The 14,012-nt window shown below is 64.0% G+C and carries 13 protein-coding genes; 9 read left to right on the forward strand and 4 right to left on the reverse strand.

Annotated elements, in window-relative coordinates:
- Nucleotides 1–2: 2 nt before the first annotated feature.
- Nucleotides 3–1,088, forward strand: a complete 1,086-nt coding sequence (locus AB0M22_RS08970; RefSeq protein WP_364724042.1) for a TIGR03857 family LLM class F420-dependent oxidoreductase — start codon at nt 3–5, stop codon at nt 1,086–1,088.
- A 429-nt stretch (nt 1,089–1,517) separates the two neighbouring features.
- Complete coding sequence (locus tag AB0M22_RS08975; protein ID WP_364722812.1) at nt 1,518–2,261, forward strand: hypothetical protein; 744 nt, start codon at nt 1,518–1,520, stop codon at nt 2,259–2,261.
- A gap of 106 nt (nt 2,262–2,367) precedes the next feature.
- Here the strand turns inward: AB0M22_RS08975 and AB0M22_RS08980 are convergent, their stop codons facing one another.
- Nucleotides 2,368–2,811, reverse strand: a complete 444-nt coding sequence (locus AB0M22_RS08980) for a hypothetical protein (RefSeq protein WP_364722814.1) — start codon at nt 2,809–2,811, stop codon at nt 2,368–2,370.
- A 276-nt stretch (nt 2,812–3,087) separates the two neighbouring features.
- Between AB0M22_RS08980 and AB0M22_RS08985 the strand changes: the two genes are divergently transcribed.
- Nucleotides 3,088–4,515 carry a hypothetical protein gene (locus AB0M22_RS08985; protein WP_364722816.1) on the forward strand — a complete coding sequence of 476 codons (1,428 nt, stop codon included), beginning with the start codon at nt 3,088–3,090 and terminating at the stop codon, nt 4,513–4,515.
- Here the strand turns inward: AB0M22_RS08985 and AB0M22_RS08990 are convergent.
- Nucleotides 4,492–5,472 carry a helix-turn-helix domain-containing protein gene (locus AB0M22_RS08990; protein ID WP_364724045.1) on the reverse strand — a complete coding sequence of 327 codons (981 nt, stop codon included), beginning with the start codon at nt 5,470–5,472 and terminating at the stop codon, nt 4,492–4,494. The genes AB0M22_RS08985 and AB0M22_RS08990 overlap by 24 nt on opposite strands.
- Before the next feature lie 258 nt (nt 5,473–5,730).
- Here AB0M22_RS08990 and AB0M22_RS08995 point away from each other — a divergent pair, with 258 nt between their 5' ends.
- Nucleotides 5,731–6,969 (forward strand): cytochrome P450, encoded by a 1,239-nt coding sequence (locus tag AB0M22_RS08995; protein WP_364722818.1) that lies wholly within the window; start codon nt 5,731–5,733, stop codon nt 6,967–6,969.
- On the opposite strand, the gene AB0M22_RS09000 is transcribed toward AB0M22_RS08995, so the two are convergent.
- Together AB0M22_RS09000 and AB0M22_RS09005 are read right to left on the reverse strand one after the other, a co-directional pair.
- Nucleotides 6,953–8,293 carry a cytochrome P450 gene (locus tag AB0M22_RS09000; protein ID WP_364722820.1) on the reverse strand — a complete coding sequence of 447 codons (1,341 nt, stop codon included), beginning with the start codon at nt 8,291–8,293 and terminating at the stop codon, nt 6,953–6,955. The genes AB0M22_RS08995 and AB0M22_RS09000 overlap by 17 nt on opposite strands.
- A gap of 140 nt (nt 8,294–8,433) precedes the next feature.
- Nucleotides 8,434–9,078, reverse strand: coding sequence for a dihydrofolate reductase family protein (locus AB0M22_RS09005; protein WP_364724048.1), 645 nt, complete (start codon nt 9,076–9,078; stop codon nt 8,434–8,436).
- 266 nt (nt 9,079–9,344) lie between these two features.
- Between AB0M22_RS09005 and AB0M22_RS09010 the strand changes: the two genes are divergently transcribed.
- From AB0M22_RS09010 to AB0M22_RS09030, 5 genes are all read left to right on the forward strand, one after another.
- On the forward strand, nt 9,345–10,154 hold the full coding sequence (locus AB0M22_RS09010; RefSeq protein WP_364722822.1) for a hypothetical protein: 810 nt from the start codon (nt 9,345–9,347) through the stop codon (nt 10,152–10,154).
- 128 nt (nt 10,155–10,282) lie between these two features.
- Nucleotides 10,283–11,269, forward strand: a complete 987-nt coding sequence (locus tag AB0M22_RS09015) for a CorA family divalent cation transporter (protein WP_364722824.1) — start codon at nt 10,283–10,285, stop codon at nt 11,267–11,269.
- A gap of 21 nt (nt 11,270–11,290) precedes the next feature.
- Nucleotides 11,291–12,472, forward strand: a complete 1,182-nt coding sequence (locus AB0M22_RS09020) for a serine hydrolase (protein WP_364722826.1) — start codon at nt 11,291–11,293, stop codon at nt 12,470–12,472.
- Nucleotides 12,469–12,921 carry a helix-turn-helix domain-containing protein gene (locus AB0M22_RS09025; protein ID WP_364722828.1) on the forward strand — a complete coding sequence of 151 codons (453 nt, stop codon included), beginning with the start codon at nt 12,469–12,471 and terminating at the stop codon, nt 12,919–12,921. Before AB0M22_RS09020 ends, AB0M22_RS09025 begins: the two co-directional genes overlap by 4 nt.
- Before the next feature lie 655 nt (nt 12,922–13,576).
- The gene (locus AB0M22_RS09030; protein WP_364722830.1) at nt 13,577–13,858 is read left to right on the forward strand and encodes a hypothetical protein; all 282 of its coding nucleotides are present in this window, start codon (nt 13,577–13,579) and stop codon (nt 13,856–13,858) included.
- The last annotated feature ends 154 nt before the right edge of the window (nt 13,859–14,012 follow it).

The raw sequence follows: 14,012 nt of genomic DNA on the forward strand, positions 1-14,012 counted from the left end.
TGATCGAACAGCTCAATGAACTGGCCTACTACTGCGTCACCCGGCACCCTGCCGATGCCCGCGTTCTCTTTCCGGAGGCGCGCACCGCGGAGGAGATCGGCCTCGGATCGTGCATGATCGGTGAACGCATGACCGTCAAGGATTCCGCGGTGCTGTCCGGCGGAATCGCTGGATGCACAACCAATTTGGGTGTCGCAGCCGCTGCGACGAATCACCACACCCGGCACCCGATGGTCACGGCGACCATGGGCTCGACGATGCAAGCGCTGACCGAAGGTCGATATGCGATGGCATTCGGCCGCGGTATGGCGGCGAATTGGCGGGCGATCGGGCTACCAGCCGTCACCGAGGCCCAACTCCGCGACTTCGTCGATATTCTGCGCCGACTATGGGCCGGCGAAACCCTCATCGATCGCAAAGGTCCCGCGGGTTCGTGGCCAGTCCTGTACCACCAGAACGGGTTAGAAGACTCGCCCCCGATCGGCTTCGTCGCGGTCGGCCCGAAAACCCTCGAACTCGCCGGCGAGATCGGCGATTTCGTCATCCTGCACACTTTCTTCTCCGACGAAGCCACCGCGAATTCCGTTGCGGCAGTGCGCCGTGGCGCCGAACGGGCCGGCAAGGATCCCGACAGCGTCCGAATCTGGTCGTGCCTGGCAACCGCGAGTGACGCACTCTCCGAAGAGGATCAGCTACGCCGCCGGACCGGCCGCCTGGTGACCTACCTACAGGCCTACGCCGACGTCCTCATCACCGCCAACGGCTGGGACCCCCGGGTCTGGGAGCGAATCCGCACCACCCAGCTCTTCCTCGACGCCGCCGCAGCCGGACCCATCGATGCGTCCGCGTCCGTCGAAGTCCTGGAGCAGTTCGACGCCCTCATCCCCGACGAATGGCTGAGCGCCGCCGCGTACGGCACACCGGAACAGTGCGTGCAGAAGATCTCCCGCGAGTACGACCTCGGCTGCCACTCGGTGATCATGCACGGGGCCAGTCCGCACGAATTGACGTCCGTGGTCGAGGCCTACCGAGCGAATCGCCCGGTGCTGCGCCGGAAGGTAGCCGCGAACCCGGGGAAGTTCCTCTGACGGTGCTGTAGAGGAAGTTCGAAACCATCAGTCCACTCGGCGACCCGCTGTATGTGCGGAACGGCAACGATTTCGCGCGCCGAGGTGGCACGAATAGAGCACCAACAGCGCTGCACAGCCACTGAACAATACTCGACCCGGGCTGGCTGCGTATCACTCGAACAGTCGACACCATAATCGAAGCACTACTGGAATCATCACTCCGGGTGGTGCATCCCGGTTCATCACCTCGATTGACAACCGACCAGCGACCAGTTCGAGTGGTGCAACTTACCGTCAGCGCGATCCACGACTCTGTAAATAATTGACCAGGGTAGTAATCACTCCAGCCTGCACAGCATCGGTCGGACGTCGACCGCAGCCACATCGGCGCGTAGACGTGCCGCTCAGGAGGATTTACCTTTGACTACGAGAATCACAAGAAGAATAATGACTGCTGTCGCCGGTTTCGCCATGGCCGGGATTGTGGGAGTAGCAGCCGCACCGGTCGCAACTGCTGACCGCGTTTATCCCTATTCGACATCACCGTACTTCGGCGGACAGGTGTACGTCTCCACCGCACCAGGAAATATAACGATCCGCGCTGTTCAAACCACCGTCGGGTCGTTTCCCTACGGCTGCTGGGCGAATGCGCGCAGCATGGAAGGAAACTGGAACACCGGAAGCCGTCCACTGGTTCAGCTGTTTCCACGGATCTGGCAGGTGAGCTTCGATGGACTGCCGAGCGGCCGCTACGAGGTAATGCAGCGATGCGCGGACGGCACCAGCCTCATACGCGAGCGCGAAGTCATCGTCGAACTCGGAGACGGCGGGCAGACAGTCACACCGCAGGAGGCGAAACCGTTCGATCCTGGGCGGGCGCCTGGCGGGACCTGCAGTGAACGAATCAGCGGCATCTTTTCGTCTGCGGGTATTCCCACCCAGTTGGCACTTCAAATCATCGACGGCCTGAAAGGACCCGACATCGAGTCCTCGTTCCAGGTCCTTTGCGGTGCAATCGAATCAGACCCTGCAGCCTTCTGTCGCGCACTACAAGCTCAGGCCCCCGTCGATCTCGCCCTCGGTGTCGTAGACGGCATCTTCGACGAGATCGACCGGCTGCTGGGACAGCAGAACTCGCAGGATCGCGACGCCATCATTCGGTCGTGGCAAGGTGCGTGCTCGATCTTCTGACTTGAATCTCTACATTCGTGGAGGCTGATCCAGCCGGCCGCCCGACGCTGCGTCGGGCGGCTACTGCGAACCAGGGGGAGTTCTTGTGGTGCATCACTATTGGGCGCTAAGAGCCAGCGGCCTCGCTCTGCCTGCGTTCCCAACCATCCGGACCGAAGATCCACCCTTCGCCGCTGCCATCACGGGCAACGTATACGGCGCCGATCGGAAGCGTGGTCACCTCACCGCTGTAGAACGCCATGCGAAGCATGTCCACAGCTAGCCAGTACGCGTAATGCGCGGCCGTCGATTCCCATTCTGCGCGCTGCAGTGACGCCATAAAATGCTCGTCGCGCCGGAACGCGTCGCCGCCCGCACAGGTCCAGTACAACGCCCGATCCGGATTGCCCGAGCCACGCGGCACGAGTTCACGTGCGGCACCGCACATCGGGCATAAGCCCACCGAGCGCGGCGCGAATCGATTCATCATCCAGTGCAGATCGATAATGCTGTGCTCGGTGTCGCGAGTGCCGGATCCGCCGCCAGGCGCAAGGCAATCCGGGCAGCGCATGGTGGCGGTGCTGCCGCTGGTTCGCGGCCATCCAGTCGGCCAGCGAGAACCACAACGTAGACACCGGAATTGGCCATTGTGCGGCGCGGTCACCGGGAACGCGAAAATGGGATTGGGTCTATCCCGGAACGAGCCCCGATAACCTGGATAAGTGCCGAGTTCTCCGCGCGGCCACTTACCGGCTCCCTCCGGAGGCCACAGCAGTCCGATTACCTCGGAGACACTGCTCCAATCCCAAGCCGCGCCTGCACGAGCAGATAACCCGGCCGCATTCAGGTGATCGGCGAGGTCGCCGATATCCCCTATCGATTCCGCGTTTCGTTCAGCCAGCTCTCGTACTCCGGCTTCGCTGTATCCGGCACGCAGCGCGGCCGGTATATCAGCCCACTGCAACGCAATTCCGATCCGATGCCGGCGCTGTCGATCGGCCTCGGCCCGCGCCTGGAGCGATGCCCGTTCCTCCGCGCTGCCAGGCCATGGCTCGACCGCCGGGTCGCCATAGACCCGCCGTGGCATTACCCGCAACGACCCCGCGCCGGGTGGAAGGGAGTCTTCATCGTCATACCGCCACTGCCGACGTCCGGCCTGTCGATCGGCCTCTGCAAACGCTGCCCGCGTCCGCGCCAACGTCTCCTTGCTCAGCTTCTGCGGATCCTCCGGCGGCCGGAACTCGCGCTCGCCAACTTCTTTCGGCATCATCTCCCCCTCCGTCGACCAACCATCAGCACTACCGTACCGGCGACCAGGTCACCTTCCGTGCGGGCGCTGATCGCGGAATCGCACGAACACTTGGCGTGGATGTTCTATTCAGTTGGCGCGTTCGTTCAAGTGTGGTCCGGGTTGCTTTTCTATGGTTTTTCTATGAACACCATCAGTAACCCCGTGTTTCCGGTCCAGTGTGACATTCGGGTGCGGCAGGGCGATCTCGGTCGGGACGGAGCCGTGAGCACGGTCGGGATGGCTCGTTGGCTGGAGGACGCTCGGATCCGGGTGCGGATGTCACGGTTCGAACGGCTCGTCGAGGCGGGTGGATTCGGGCCGCATCAGATCATTTTCGTCAGTCAGCAGGTGGAGCAGCTGGCGCCCGTTTATGGCACCCGCGCTGAGGTGAAGGTGCACACCGGTATTCGTCGTATCGGGCGGTCCTCGTTCACTTATGAGCAGGCGGTGTTCTCCCGGGGCGAGCAGGTGGGTCGCGGCGGGTCCACGGTGCTGAATCTCGGTCCGGCGGGGCCGCTTGCGCTGCCGGATGAGTTGATCGCGGATCTCACCGATTTGTCCCTACCGGATTCGAGCGAGACGACGGAGAATCGTCCCGGCACCGAACGCCGAAAGCGGGACCACTACGCGTTTTTCGCTCCGCTACGCGCGCGGATCGGTGACGTCGACGTCAATCAGCACGTCAATTATCTCGCGCTCACCACTTGGTATGACGAGGCGGTCGCGACATTCACGGCCGCGGCGCTCGACGAGGACGGGCTGGTGCCGGACCTGGCCCCGTCGTCGTATCGAATCGACTACATCGGCGAGGTGACTTATCCCGGCGACTACGAGATCGGCGTTCTCGTAAGCTCTTTCGATGTCGATTCCGTGCACTATGAACTCGGGATCTTCTCCGGCGGCACATGTTTGGGCATCGGAGACGCCATCGGCGCACGAGGGGCGTTGTCCGCCAGGTCTTTAGGGCCCGGTGGCCCTCGTTGAACGGGCGTACTCGATGGGCGTCTGACCGTAGCGTTTCTTGAAGGCGCGGATGAAGTGGCTGCTGTCGGCGAATTGCCAGTGCGCGGCCAGTTCGGTGACGCTCGGCGGGCGGGCCTGGACGAGTGCGAACCGGGCCTCTTCCAGCCTGCGGTGGCGGATGTAGCTGGTCACCGACTCACCGGCCAGGGTGAACGCCCGTTGCAGGGTGCGCACGGAGACGTTGAGTTCCCGGGCCAGCAACGCCGGAGACAGCTCGGGATCGGCGAGCCGTCGGTCTGCCGCTTCCTTCGCCGCTTGGATGAGCGCGGGTCTGAGTTCGGGTTCGGCGTCGTCGAAGCGGCCGGTCACCACCGCCTTGGCCAGTTCGAGCAAGGCGCCGTGGGCGGCGTGCACACCGGCCGGGCCGAGGTCGGTCACCGTCGCGTGGACCATGTTCGTGTGGGCCAGCAGCAGGCGCATCTCGGCCGAATCCGCCGACTCGGTGACGCTGCGGTTTCGGAGGCGCGGCCCGAACGCGGCGGAGGGCAACGTGAGGATCTGCACCGTGGTATCCGGCGTCGCCCCGAAGTGCAACGGCGGCCCGTGCCGCAGGAGGAACTGCCCGGCCGGCACCGTGTGCTCGGCGCGACCGGGTACACCGCCCAGCGACCAGATGCCGCGCCGCACCACGTACATCCGCACCTGGTCCGCGTAGCCGTACGGGGTTCCTGCCGTCCGGATGACGGACGCGCTGGCGAGATCGGTGATCGCCACGTCGCGCAGCTTCGCCACGCGGCTGCGAACCCGGAAATCACCGGTCGTGGCCTGGCTGAAGGTCGGCAGCGGGAAGGCATCGCCGACCTGCGTCTGCCACCCATGACGGAAGATGTCGAAACCGCGCGGAACGGCGCCCGCGACGGTGGAGTCCAGGGAGAACCCTCCGTGCGAGTCGGCGATCTCTGCTCCCGTGCTGTCCATCACCTGCCGATCTAATCCGTGTGCCCTGTTCGGAGCCTATTTTCGCGCTCGCTCCAGTTCAAGCTCGGCCGTTTACGGCACCTTGCGATTTTTACGCCGCGGTGACGGGTCCTGGCGCGAATGTTCCATTCAGATGGCGCAGCAGTCCAAGCGTGCGCGGTGTCGATATTCCTAGGCTTCGAAGATGCCCGATCAGGTCCGTTGGAGATCGAGATGGCCTGTTATTCACAGCAATTCGGGCGATTGAGGAGTCAGTACATGGAACCCGAACCAATCGTTCTGGACACCGCCGGCGTCGATATCCAAGGTGAGTCGGCCCAGATTCGCCGGCACGGGCCGATCACCCGGGTCGTGCTACCCGGCGATGTTCCCGCCTGGTCGGTGACCGACGCCGCCGTGCTCCGCCGGCTGCTGACCGACTCCCGGGTATCCAAGGACGCGCGGCAGCACTGGCCGGCGTTCAACACGGGAGAGATCCCGGCGGATTGGCCGTTGCGCTCGTGGGTGGGCGTCGACAACATGTTCACCGCCTACGGGCCCGAGCATCGGCGCTTGCGGAAACTGGTCGCCCCAGCGTTCACGCACCGCCGGACGATGGCGATGCGTCCACGGATCGAAGCGATCACCGCCGACCTGCTGGACCAGCTGTCCGCGATCCTGCCCGGCGCGGTGGTCGACCTGCGGAAGCATTTCGCCTACCCGGTGCCGATCCGCGTGATCAGTGAATTGATCGGCCTCCCGGAGCATTTGGCCGCCTCGCTGCACTTCTGCGTGGACAGATTCTTCGACACCTCGGACACCCTCAAGGATCCGCCGGCCAACTACCGCGAAATGTACGGGCTGGTAAGCGAACTCGTCGCCTACCGCAGAGCCGAACCCGGCGACGACATCACCAGCGTGCTGACCGCCACCTACGACGAGGACGGCGGCCGGCTGACCGAGAAGGAACTCGTCGACACCCTCATGCTGATCATCAGCGCCGGGCACGAGACCACCGTAAACCTGCTCGACCAAGCCATTTTCGCGCTGCTGACCCATCCGCGGCAGCGAGCCGATGTGCTCGACGGAAGGTCGAGTTGGGCTGACGTGGTGGAGGAAGCGTTGCGGCACCAAGCGCCGCTCGCGCACCTACCGCTTCGGTATGCGGTCGAGGATCTCGACATCGATGGTTTCCGCATTCCGAAGGGTGATGCGATCCTCGCGTCCTACGCCGGGGCCGGCCGCGACCCGCGCACGCATGGGCCCACCGCCGACGATTTCGACGCGCAGCGCGACACCAGAGGCCAGCACCTCGCGTTCGGGTATGGGGTCCACCATTGTCTGGGTGCGCCGCTGGCCCGGCTCGAGGCGCAGGTGGCGTTGCCTGCGCTGTTCGCTCGATTCCCGGACCTCGGTTCGGCCGGCGATCCGGCCGAGTTGCGGCCGGTGAGCAGCTTCATCTCCAACGGGCATGCCCGGCTACCGGTTTACTTGCACTCCGCTATTGACGTGGCGTGAGGTTCATCCGGATGTCGTCGGCGGCCCATAGGACGAAGCGTTCGATGGGGATTACCTCGTGGTCTGCGGCGAGTTCGAAACGGAAGCGCCGCAACAGGATCGCGAGCATCAGTTCGGCTTCGACCATGGCCAGAGAGGCGCCTTCGCAGCTTCGTGGGCCTAGGCCGAAGGGGATGTAGGCGAGTCTGGGGCGGTTGGCCGTCTCTGCGGCGGTGAAGCGTTCCGGGTTGAAAACGTCTGGCTCCGGCCAGTATTCGGCGTTCATGTGCACGGCCCAGATTGGGTAGAAGATCGTGGTGCCTGCGGAGACCGCGTGGTCGCCGATGCGCAGATCTTCGGTGGCTTCGCGGGCGCCGTAGGGGCCTGGCGGGTAGAGCCGCATCGATTCCTTGAGCACCCTGGTCAGGTAGGTCAGGTTTTTCAGATCCGGGTAGTCGGGGACGGCGCGGTGGCCGAGGACGCGGTCGAGTTCTTCCGCGACGCGGTCGGCCGCTTCCGGATGCTGCGCGAGTAGGTACAGCGTCCAGGAGACGGCGACGCCCGTGGTGTGGTGGGCGGCCAGCATGGTCATCAGCACGGTGTCGCGGATCCGCGCCGCGGGTTGTCCGGCGGCGGCCAGGGCGGCGATCAGATCGCTTCCGTCGCTTTGCTGCTCGTCGCGGTGTGCGGTCAGCACGTTGTCCACGGTTGTTCGCAGATAGGTCAGGGCCTGTTGTGCGCGATCCCTGCGCTCCTCTTCGGTGCCGGGCATTTCGACCTGATACAGCCGGGCCAGTTGCTCGGTCAGCACGTCCTCGAACGCCGATACGATCTGTCCGGCCTGTTCCGGGGAGTCCGCTCCACTGCCGAGGGCGTAGGCGCAGATCATGCGCAGCGATAGCGAACTGAGGTTCTGCTGCAAGGCAATTGGACCTTGTGCCGCCGCCCACTGATCGGCCAACTCGCCGACCAGGGTCGCGAACTGTCCGAAATGCGCCTCGTGCGAGGGACGTCCGGCCAGGACCGACAGCAACACCCGCCGCCACGGGGTGTGTTCGGCGGCGGGTATGGTTTGGAGGTTGCCCGATTCCTGTAGTGGGGCAAGGAATTCGAACAGCTTCTCCGGTCGCTTGTCGATCGTTGCGGTGGCTTCCAGCAGCACCGGGTCGGCGACCGACACTGCTGTCTCCGCGCCCGGAAGCCGAAACTGGACCACCAGGCCGTACTCGTCGTGCAGCTTCAGCTGATAGTTGTGCAGGCCGCCCGCGGCGACGATCTCGGTCAGACCGTCGCCCGCGCAAGGAGGTCCGGGGATCGGTGTGGAATTGCCGTCGTCTGGTTTCATGACATCCCTCCATGACATGCTCCCGCGTCCGATCGGGACACGACAGCGGCACCTGGAGTCGACGTTAATCAGACATCAATTCTTCCTGTGCAGTTCGGCCGAATCTGTTGGAGGGCAAAAGATTTCGTACTGATGGCCGGTCAGCGTCGCCAGAACAGATGATGCGTCACCCCGCTCGGACTCGGGACCTTCTCCAGATGGAAACGGTCCGTGAGTTCATCCGGACTGGTCCACAGCCGTTCCCCGCTACCGAGTTCGACCGGGGCGACGGCGACGTGCAGCTGATCGATCAGATCCGCCTCGAGGAACTCACGGACGGTGGCGACGCCGCCTCCGAGACGCACATCCTTACCGTCTGCGGCCGCGAAAGCCCGGGCCAACGCCTCCTTCGGCGGGGCGTCGAGGAAATGAAAAGTGGTTTCACCCAAGGTGATCGATGGCCGCAGATGGTGGGTGAGGACGAACACCGGTGTGCGGAACGGTGGTTCGTCACCCCACCACCCCTGCCAGTCATGGTTCTCCCATGGTCCACGCTGCGGGCCGAACTTGTTGCGCCCCATGATTTCAGCGCCGATGTTGTTGCGGTAGTCGCGGGTGAAGTAATCATCGAGACCGTAAGTCCCGCCGGGATCGGTCCGGTTCGGCCAGTGCGCCGTAGGGCCACACCAAGCGAACAGCGCGCTCGCATCAGCGTCGCCGAACGGGCGCTCGAAAGTCTGCCCGATTCCGGCGCCGTACCCGTCGCTGGAGATGTTGAAGTTCTGCACTCGAACCAACTGTGACATCGACACCCTTCCGGTTGCACTTTGCAATCGGTTCGACAATAACGACGCCGATCCTGTCTTGCAACCAATTACCTGCAAAGGCAGCGAAACAGCGTCCATGCCCTGACCGAACCGGCTGCCGCAAGGTTGCCGGAAGACGTTGGGGCACAGCTCCATACAGATGGCGACGACGCGCAGCCGGGGGATCAACGTCTGCTCGAGTCGAAACTCCCTGCCATAACAAATATGAGTCGCCGCGAACACAGTCCCCCACCTACGATCGCGAAATGGGGTTAGACGCTTTCGTACGCTGTCGATGCTGGCAGGACGGCCGCACCACCACCGCACCGGTCCCGGCAGACATGATCGTCGAAGACGGCGAGCGCTACCTGATGTTTTCGATGCCCTACGAAAGGCATGAAGAACAGCACCACCGTGTCGACGACTGGATCCGTAACGGCGCATGCCCGCACAAACGTATGGACCTCGTTTCCGAGCGGATCGCGAATTGGTCCGGCTACCGACTCTTCCAGTCGGCCCTGGAGGCGGCCGGCCTTGCCAACTTCCCGACCCTGTCCGCGGAACTTCCCAACAACAACGGCGGCCAACTTTCACCAACGTCAGCTGCGGCTGCGCTCGTCGAAATCGGCCTATTCCGAACGCAATCCGATGTCGGCACCGAAACCAACCTGATCGACGCCGCAACCGGTGAAGCGCTGATGACCGGCGTGCCGTCCTACAGCGGCGTTTTCATCTGGGATGGCCGGACAAAGCACAACTTCGCCCTCGATGCCGACGCCGGCCTGACGATCATCAACACCTCCACAGATCCCGAATCGGAGATCTTCCGAGCACACAACTTCACCCAGAAACAGTCGTTGCGGGGCGGAACCTGGTTCACCAACCTCGACACCGGACAGCGAGCCAGAATTCCGGCGCGCGAGCCGATCAACCCGAAGGAATCCGCGAACTATCCGCGTCGGCTGCGAGTACAGAACACGCCCGTCACCCCAGATCGGTTCGACTACATCCTCAACCCGTTGACCCGAGTCCTCCAAGCCTCCGTCGACACCGACAACCCGGTCGTGTGGTGTTGACCGGAACTCCGCGGAGAGGTTTCCGGTAGACAGTAACGACGGATCGGCGCGCACAAATGCCGCTTGTGCGCGAGATCGGTTCTACGGTCGCCGTCGAGCTGCGGGACCTGCGACGCAGGATGTTCCCGATGCCCAGGCACAATGCCGACATGATCACCGATGATGCCGTCTACCTCGACGGACAGCTGTGCCCCGAGCTTCGGGCGACTGGTTCGGAGGGCAGTCACAAGACGCCGGGGGCGTTCGCTTGGATCGGTGTGCGGGATCTTGACGACGATGATCTCGCCCAACTGCACCAGGCGGTGGGCCTGGATCCGATATTGCTATCCAAGGCTCATCGAAACCTGCAACGTCCAGGTTTGGAAGTCCAAGGTGACACCGTCGTCGTCGCAATGCCCACGGGCCATTTCGACCCCGACGATATTTCCCTCGAGGTAGGGGATGTATTACTCGCCGTAGGAAGGGATTTCATCGTCACCATCGGCGCCGAGATCACTCCCCCAACCACCCACACCGACCTCGCCGGCGGCCCGCTCGCCGCATTTCGCGTCGTCCTCGACGTCATCATCGATGGCTACCTGGACCTGCTCGACCACCTCGACCGTGAAATCAAACAGGTCGAGAGCGAAGTCTTCTCCACCGGCGGCGCAAACCCGGTCGAGCAGATCTACCGACTACGACGCCTGCTGATGGAATTCGAACAAGCCACCGCCCCACTCGTCGACGAACCCCTCGAACGCTTGGTCCGCCGCCGCCTCCCCACCTGGATCGCCGACGACCCCTACAGCGCCAACATCGGCGAACAAGCCCTACACGAAATAGATCGCCACTTCCGCCACATCGATAACCGCGTCCGCGCCCGCCGCGAACTCCTCGACGGCGTCCTCAACGCCAACCTCACCCAAGTCGGCATCCGCCAAAACGAAGACATGCGCAAAATCTCCGCCTGGGTAGCGACCGCCGCCGCCCCCACCCTGGTCGCCGGAATCTACGGCATGAATTTCGAAGGCATGCCCGAACTCTCCTGGACCTACGGCTACCCCGCCGCCCTCACCCTCATGATCACCCTCGCGAGCCTGGTGCACGTCCTGTTCCGCCGCAAAGGATGGCTCTGACCTCATCTCGCGGGCCGATTGGTGCGCGTCATCATCATTGCCGCACAACCGATTTGGCGTCACGGCAGCCTCCCGTCGTCCTACCTCGATGAACCAGCGATCGACACCTGCCACTGGTCGCGCTATCGTCGGTATTGTTCGTTTTTTCGGAATTACGGATTTACAGGAGTAGGGATGTTCCGCAAACTCGCGACTCTGGTGGCCGCAGCTCTGCCCGTGCTCGTGTCGAGCCCGAATCACGCGGCGGCGGAAGGGATGTGCGCTTCGATTCCGGCGGCGAGCGTGACCTCGGTCGACGGGTGGCTGGGCCGGATTCATCACGATCGCGACGACATCGCGATCGCCGTCGACGACGGAGCCGGAAACACGGTCGAGCGACGTGTCGATGACCAGCAGCCCGTGGCGTCGGCGATGAAAGTCGTGCCGCTCGCGGCCTACGCCCGTGCGGTGGCGACGGGAACGCTGGATCCGCAGCAACGAGTCCCCGTCACCGAATGGGAGCGCTGGTATCTCCCCGGCGCCGACGGCGGAGCACATGAGAGCGCGCGAACTCGCCTGCCCGGTGACACGGTCACCCTCGACGAGATGGTGAGCGCGATGATCCGCGAGAGTGACAACGCTGTGCCCGACTATCTACGCGACCGTTTGGGTGACGGCGCATTGATCGCCGCCGCCGAAGCCGGCGGGTGGCACGATTACCTGCCGACCTCGGTGCTCGGCAGCATGCTTCGCCTGCTCGACCCGAACGTCGCCGACGATTGGGCAACGGCCCGGCGCTACGCCGAGGACTCCGGGTATCGCACGGCGATGCAGGCCGAATCGCTGCCGCTCTACGGTGTTCAAGCATCGTGGGCGGACACCACATGGACCGCCTCGGCGCGTCAGCTCGCGAACATCCATCGATCGATCGCCACCGGCAGCTTCGGGCCCGGCGCGGATATCGCACGCAGGCATCTGGAGTGGCAGTCGTCGCCAGAGGCGTCCGACGGAATCGGTTTCAAAGGCGGCTCATTGCCCGGGGTTCTGGTCGATGCGATCTACGTGCGCGGCGCCGACGGCAGGGTCGCGACAGCGGTTCTGCTCAACCGCCATATGCCCGAAACCGCGTGGCGGGACGCAACGGAGAGTTTCAGTCAGCAGAAACTGCTGCTGCAGGCCATGACCGACCCGGAGATGATGCGCCGATTAGCGTGTGTCGTATGAGCGATGTCGATGCCAAACTCGCCGAATTGGAAGCGCGGATCGACGCGCTCGAAGGGCACCGCGCCCCCGACGATCCGGCCCGTGGCTTCGTCGAATACCAGGGCAGGGTCGACTTCGACGGCGAGATCGACTGGACCATCCGATACAGCGCGGCCTCGGTACTCCGGTTGCCTGCCAACGCCCGAGTGGAAGTGCTTGCCGCGCTGGGACATCCGGTCCGGCACGCCCTGATCCAGGAACTCCTCGACGGCCCCCGCACCGGCACCGAATTGACCGAAGCCGTCGGCCTCACCTCCGCAGGCCAACTACACCACCACATGCGCGCCCTGTCATCGGCAAAGATCGTCGAACAACACAGCCGCGGCACATACCGCATCCCGCCACCAAAAGTCGTCCCAGTCCTGATCCTGATGACCGCCGCAGCCGATATCGCCGACCTACTGCGATAAGTGCTGAGCAGCGCAGACGCAAAGGTGTAGCGCGGTCAACGTTCAGATCAGTCCCCGGCAGCAGCCACGTACTCTCGTTGATCTCGTTCAGATTTCGCTTACCCCTGGGCGCAGACTCGGACGGAACCTGTCGCCACAGCTGATGTGACCGCACACAGCTTCCGTGCTGCAGTCGCGACGATCCTCGATGATGCCGGACTCGGCTCGGGTGGCCGCCGATAACCACGGGCACGTTAGGGGTCCTGGGGCGCGGCTTCGGGACGGGCAAGCCTGGGAGGGGTCCGCAGGGCACGGCCTCGGGTAGGAGAACCGGGGAGGGGGCCGGGGGCGAAGCGTCGGGACAAGCGAACCCGGGACAGGCGAACCCGAGGAGGGGGTCCGGGGGCGAAGCCCGCCGGGCGGGGTGTGGGGGTTGCACCCCCACAAGACATTACGAAACGAGAACGGCCCATGCTCTCCATGAGCATGGGCCACCTACGAGTGAAGTGGAGCTAAGGGGAATCGAACCCCTTGAGATTCCCTGGTTTTCTGGTTCTGACCTGGGCCGGAACGATTTTCGCTGACTGTTGATAGATTGGTCGCGACCTGGCGATTTACCACTCAGGTGTTGATGGCATCAACACCTCCCTGATGGGGCTGTGCGACGATCTGGACCATGTCCACGGGCATGACGACCGAGCAGAAGCGGCTCATCCTTGCGGTCGTTTCCGTACTCAACACGACCACGGCGATTACTGCCGAGGACGTCCATCGACTACTCCCGGACACGGTCGGCGAGGACATCGAGCACATGCTCGCGATACTCCGGCTCCCGGCCGTTGGCTACCGCCGCGGGCACCATCCCGAGCGCGTCCTCGCGCGGATCACCGACCTGCTGCACGGCATTGAGCCCGAGGATCCGGACGGGCCCGAGCAGTTCACCGACGACCGCTATTGAATGGAACCGGCGCGGCCACTTACGCGTCCAACCCTGCATGAAGAAACGGCCCTCGCTCCACCCCGCCCCGCGCTGCGAACCGCCAGTCGACAACACGCCGACATTCCACCCGGACTTGTATGTGGTCCGGCAGTGGTTCGAACAACGCGACGAG

The organism is Nocardia sp. NPDC051756 (assembly GCF_040681495.1).
Classification (GTDB): Bacteria; Actinomycetota; Actinomycetes; order Mycobacteriales; family Mycobacteriaceae; genus Nocardia.

Coding starts and splice junctions, on each gene's coding strand:
- AB0M22_RS08975 (WP_364722812.1), top strand. CDS start 1,518: ATGACTGCTGTCGCCGGTTTCGCCATGGCCGGGATTGTGGGAGTAGCA.
- AB0M22_RS08980 (WP_364722814.1), bottom strand. CDS start 2,811: ATGCGCTGCCCGGATTGCCTTGCGCCTGGCGGCGGATCCGGCACTCGC.
- AB0M22_RS08990 (WP_364724045.1), bottom strand. CDS start 5,472: ATGGACAGCACGGGAGCAGAGATCGCCGACTCGCACGGAGGGTTCTCC.
- AB0M22_RS08995 (WP_364722818.1), top strand. CDS start 5,731: ATGGAACCCGAACCAATCGTTCTGGACACCGCCGGCGTCGATATCCAA.
- AB0M22_RS09000 (WP_364722820.1), bottom strand. CDS start 8,293: ATGAAACCAGACGACGGCAATTCCACACCGATCCCCGGACCTCCTTGC.
- AB0M22_RS09005 (WP_364724048.1), bottom strand. CDS start 9,078: ATGTCACAGTTGGTTCGAGTGCAGAACTTCAACATCTCCAGCGACGGG.
- AB0M22_RS09010 (WP_364722822.1), top strand. CDS start 9,345: ATGGGGTTAGACGCTTTCGTACGCTGTCGATGCTGGCAGGACGGCCGC.
- AB0M22_RS09015 (WP_364722824.1), top strand. CDS start 10,283: ATGCCCAGGCACAATGCCGACATGATCACCGATGATGCCGTCTACCTC.
- AB0M22_RS09025 (WP_364722828.1), top strand. CDS start 12,469: ATGAGCGATGTCGATGCCAAACTCGCCGAATTGGAAGCGCGGATCGAC.
- AB0M22_RS09030 (WP_364722830.1), top strand. CDS start 13,577: ATGTCCACGGGCATGACGACCGAGCAGAAGCGGCTCATCCTTGCGGTC.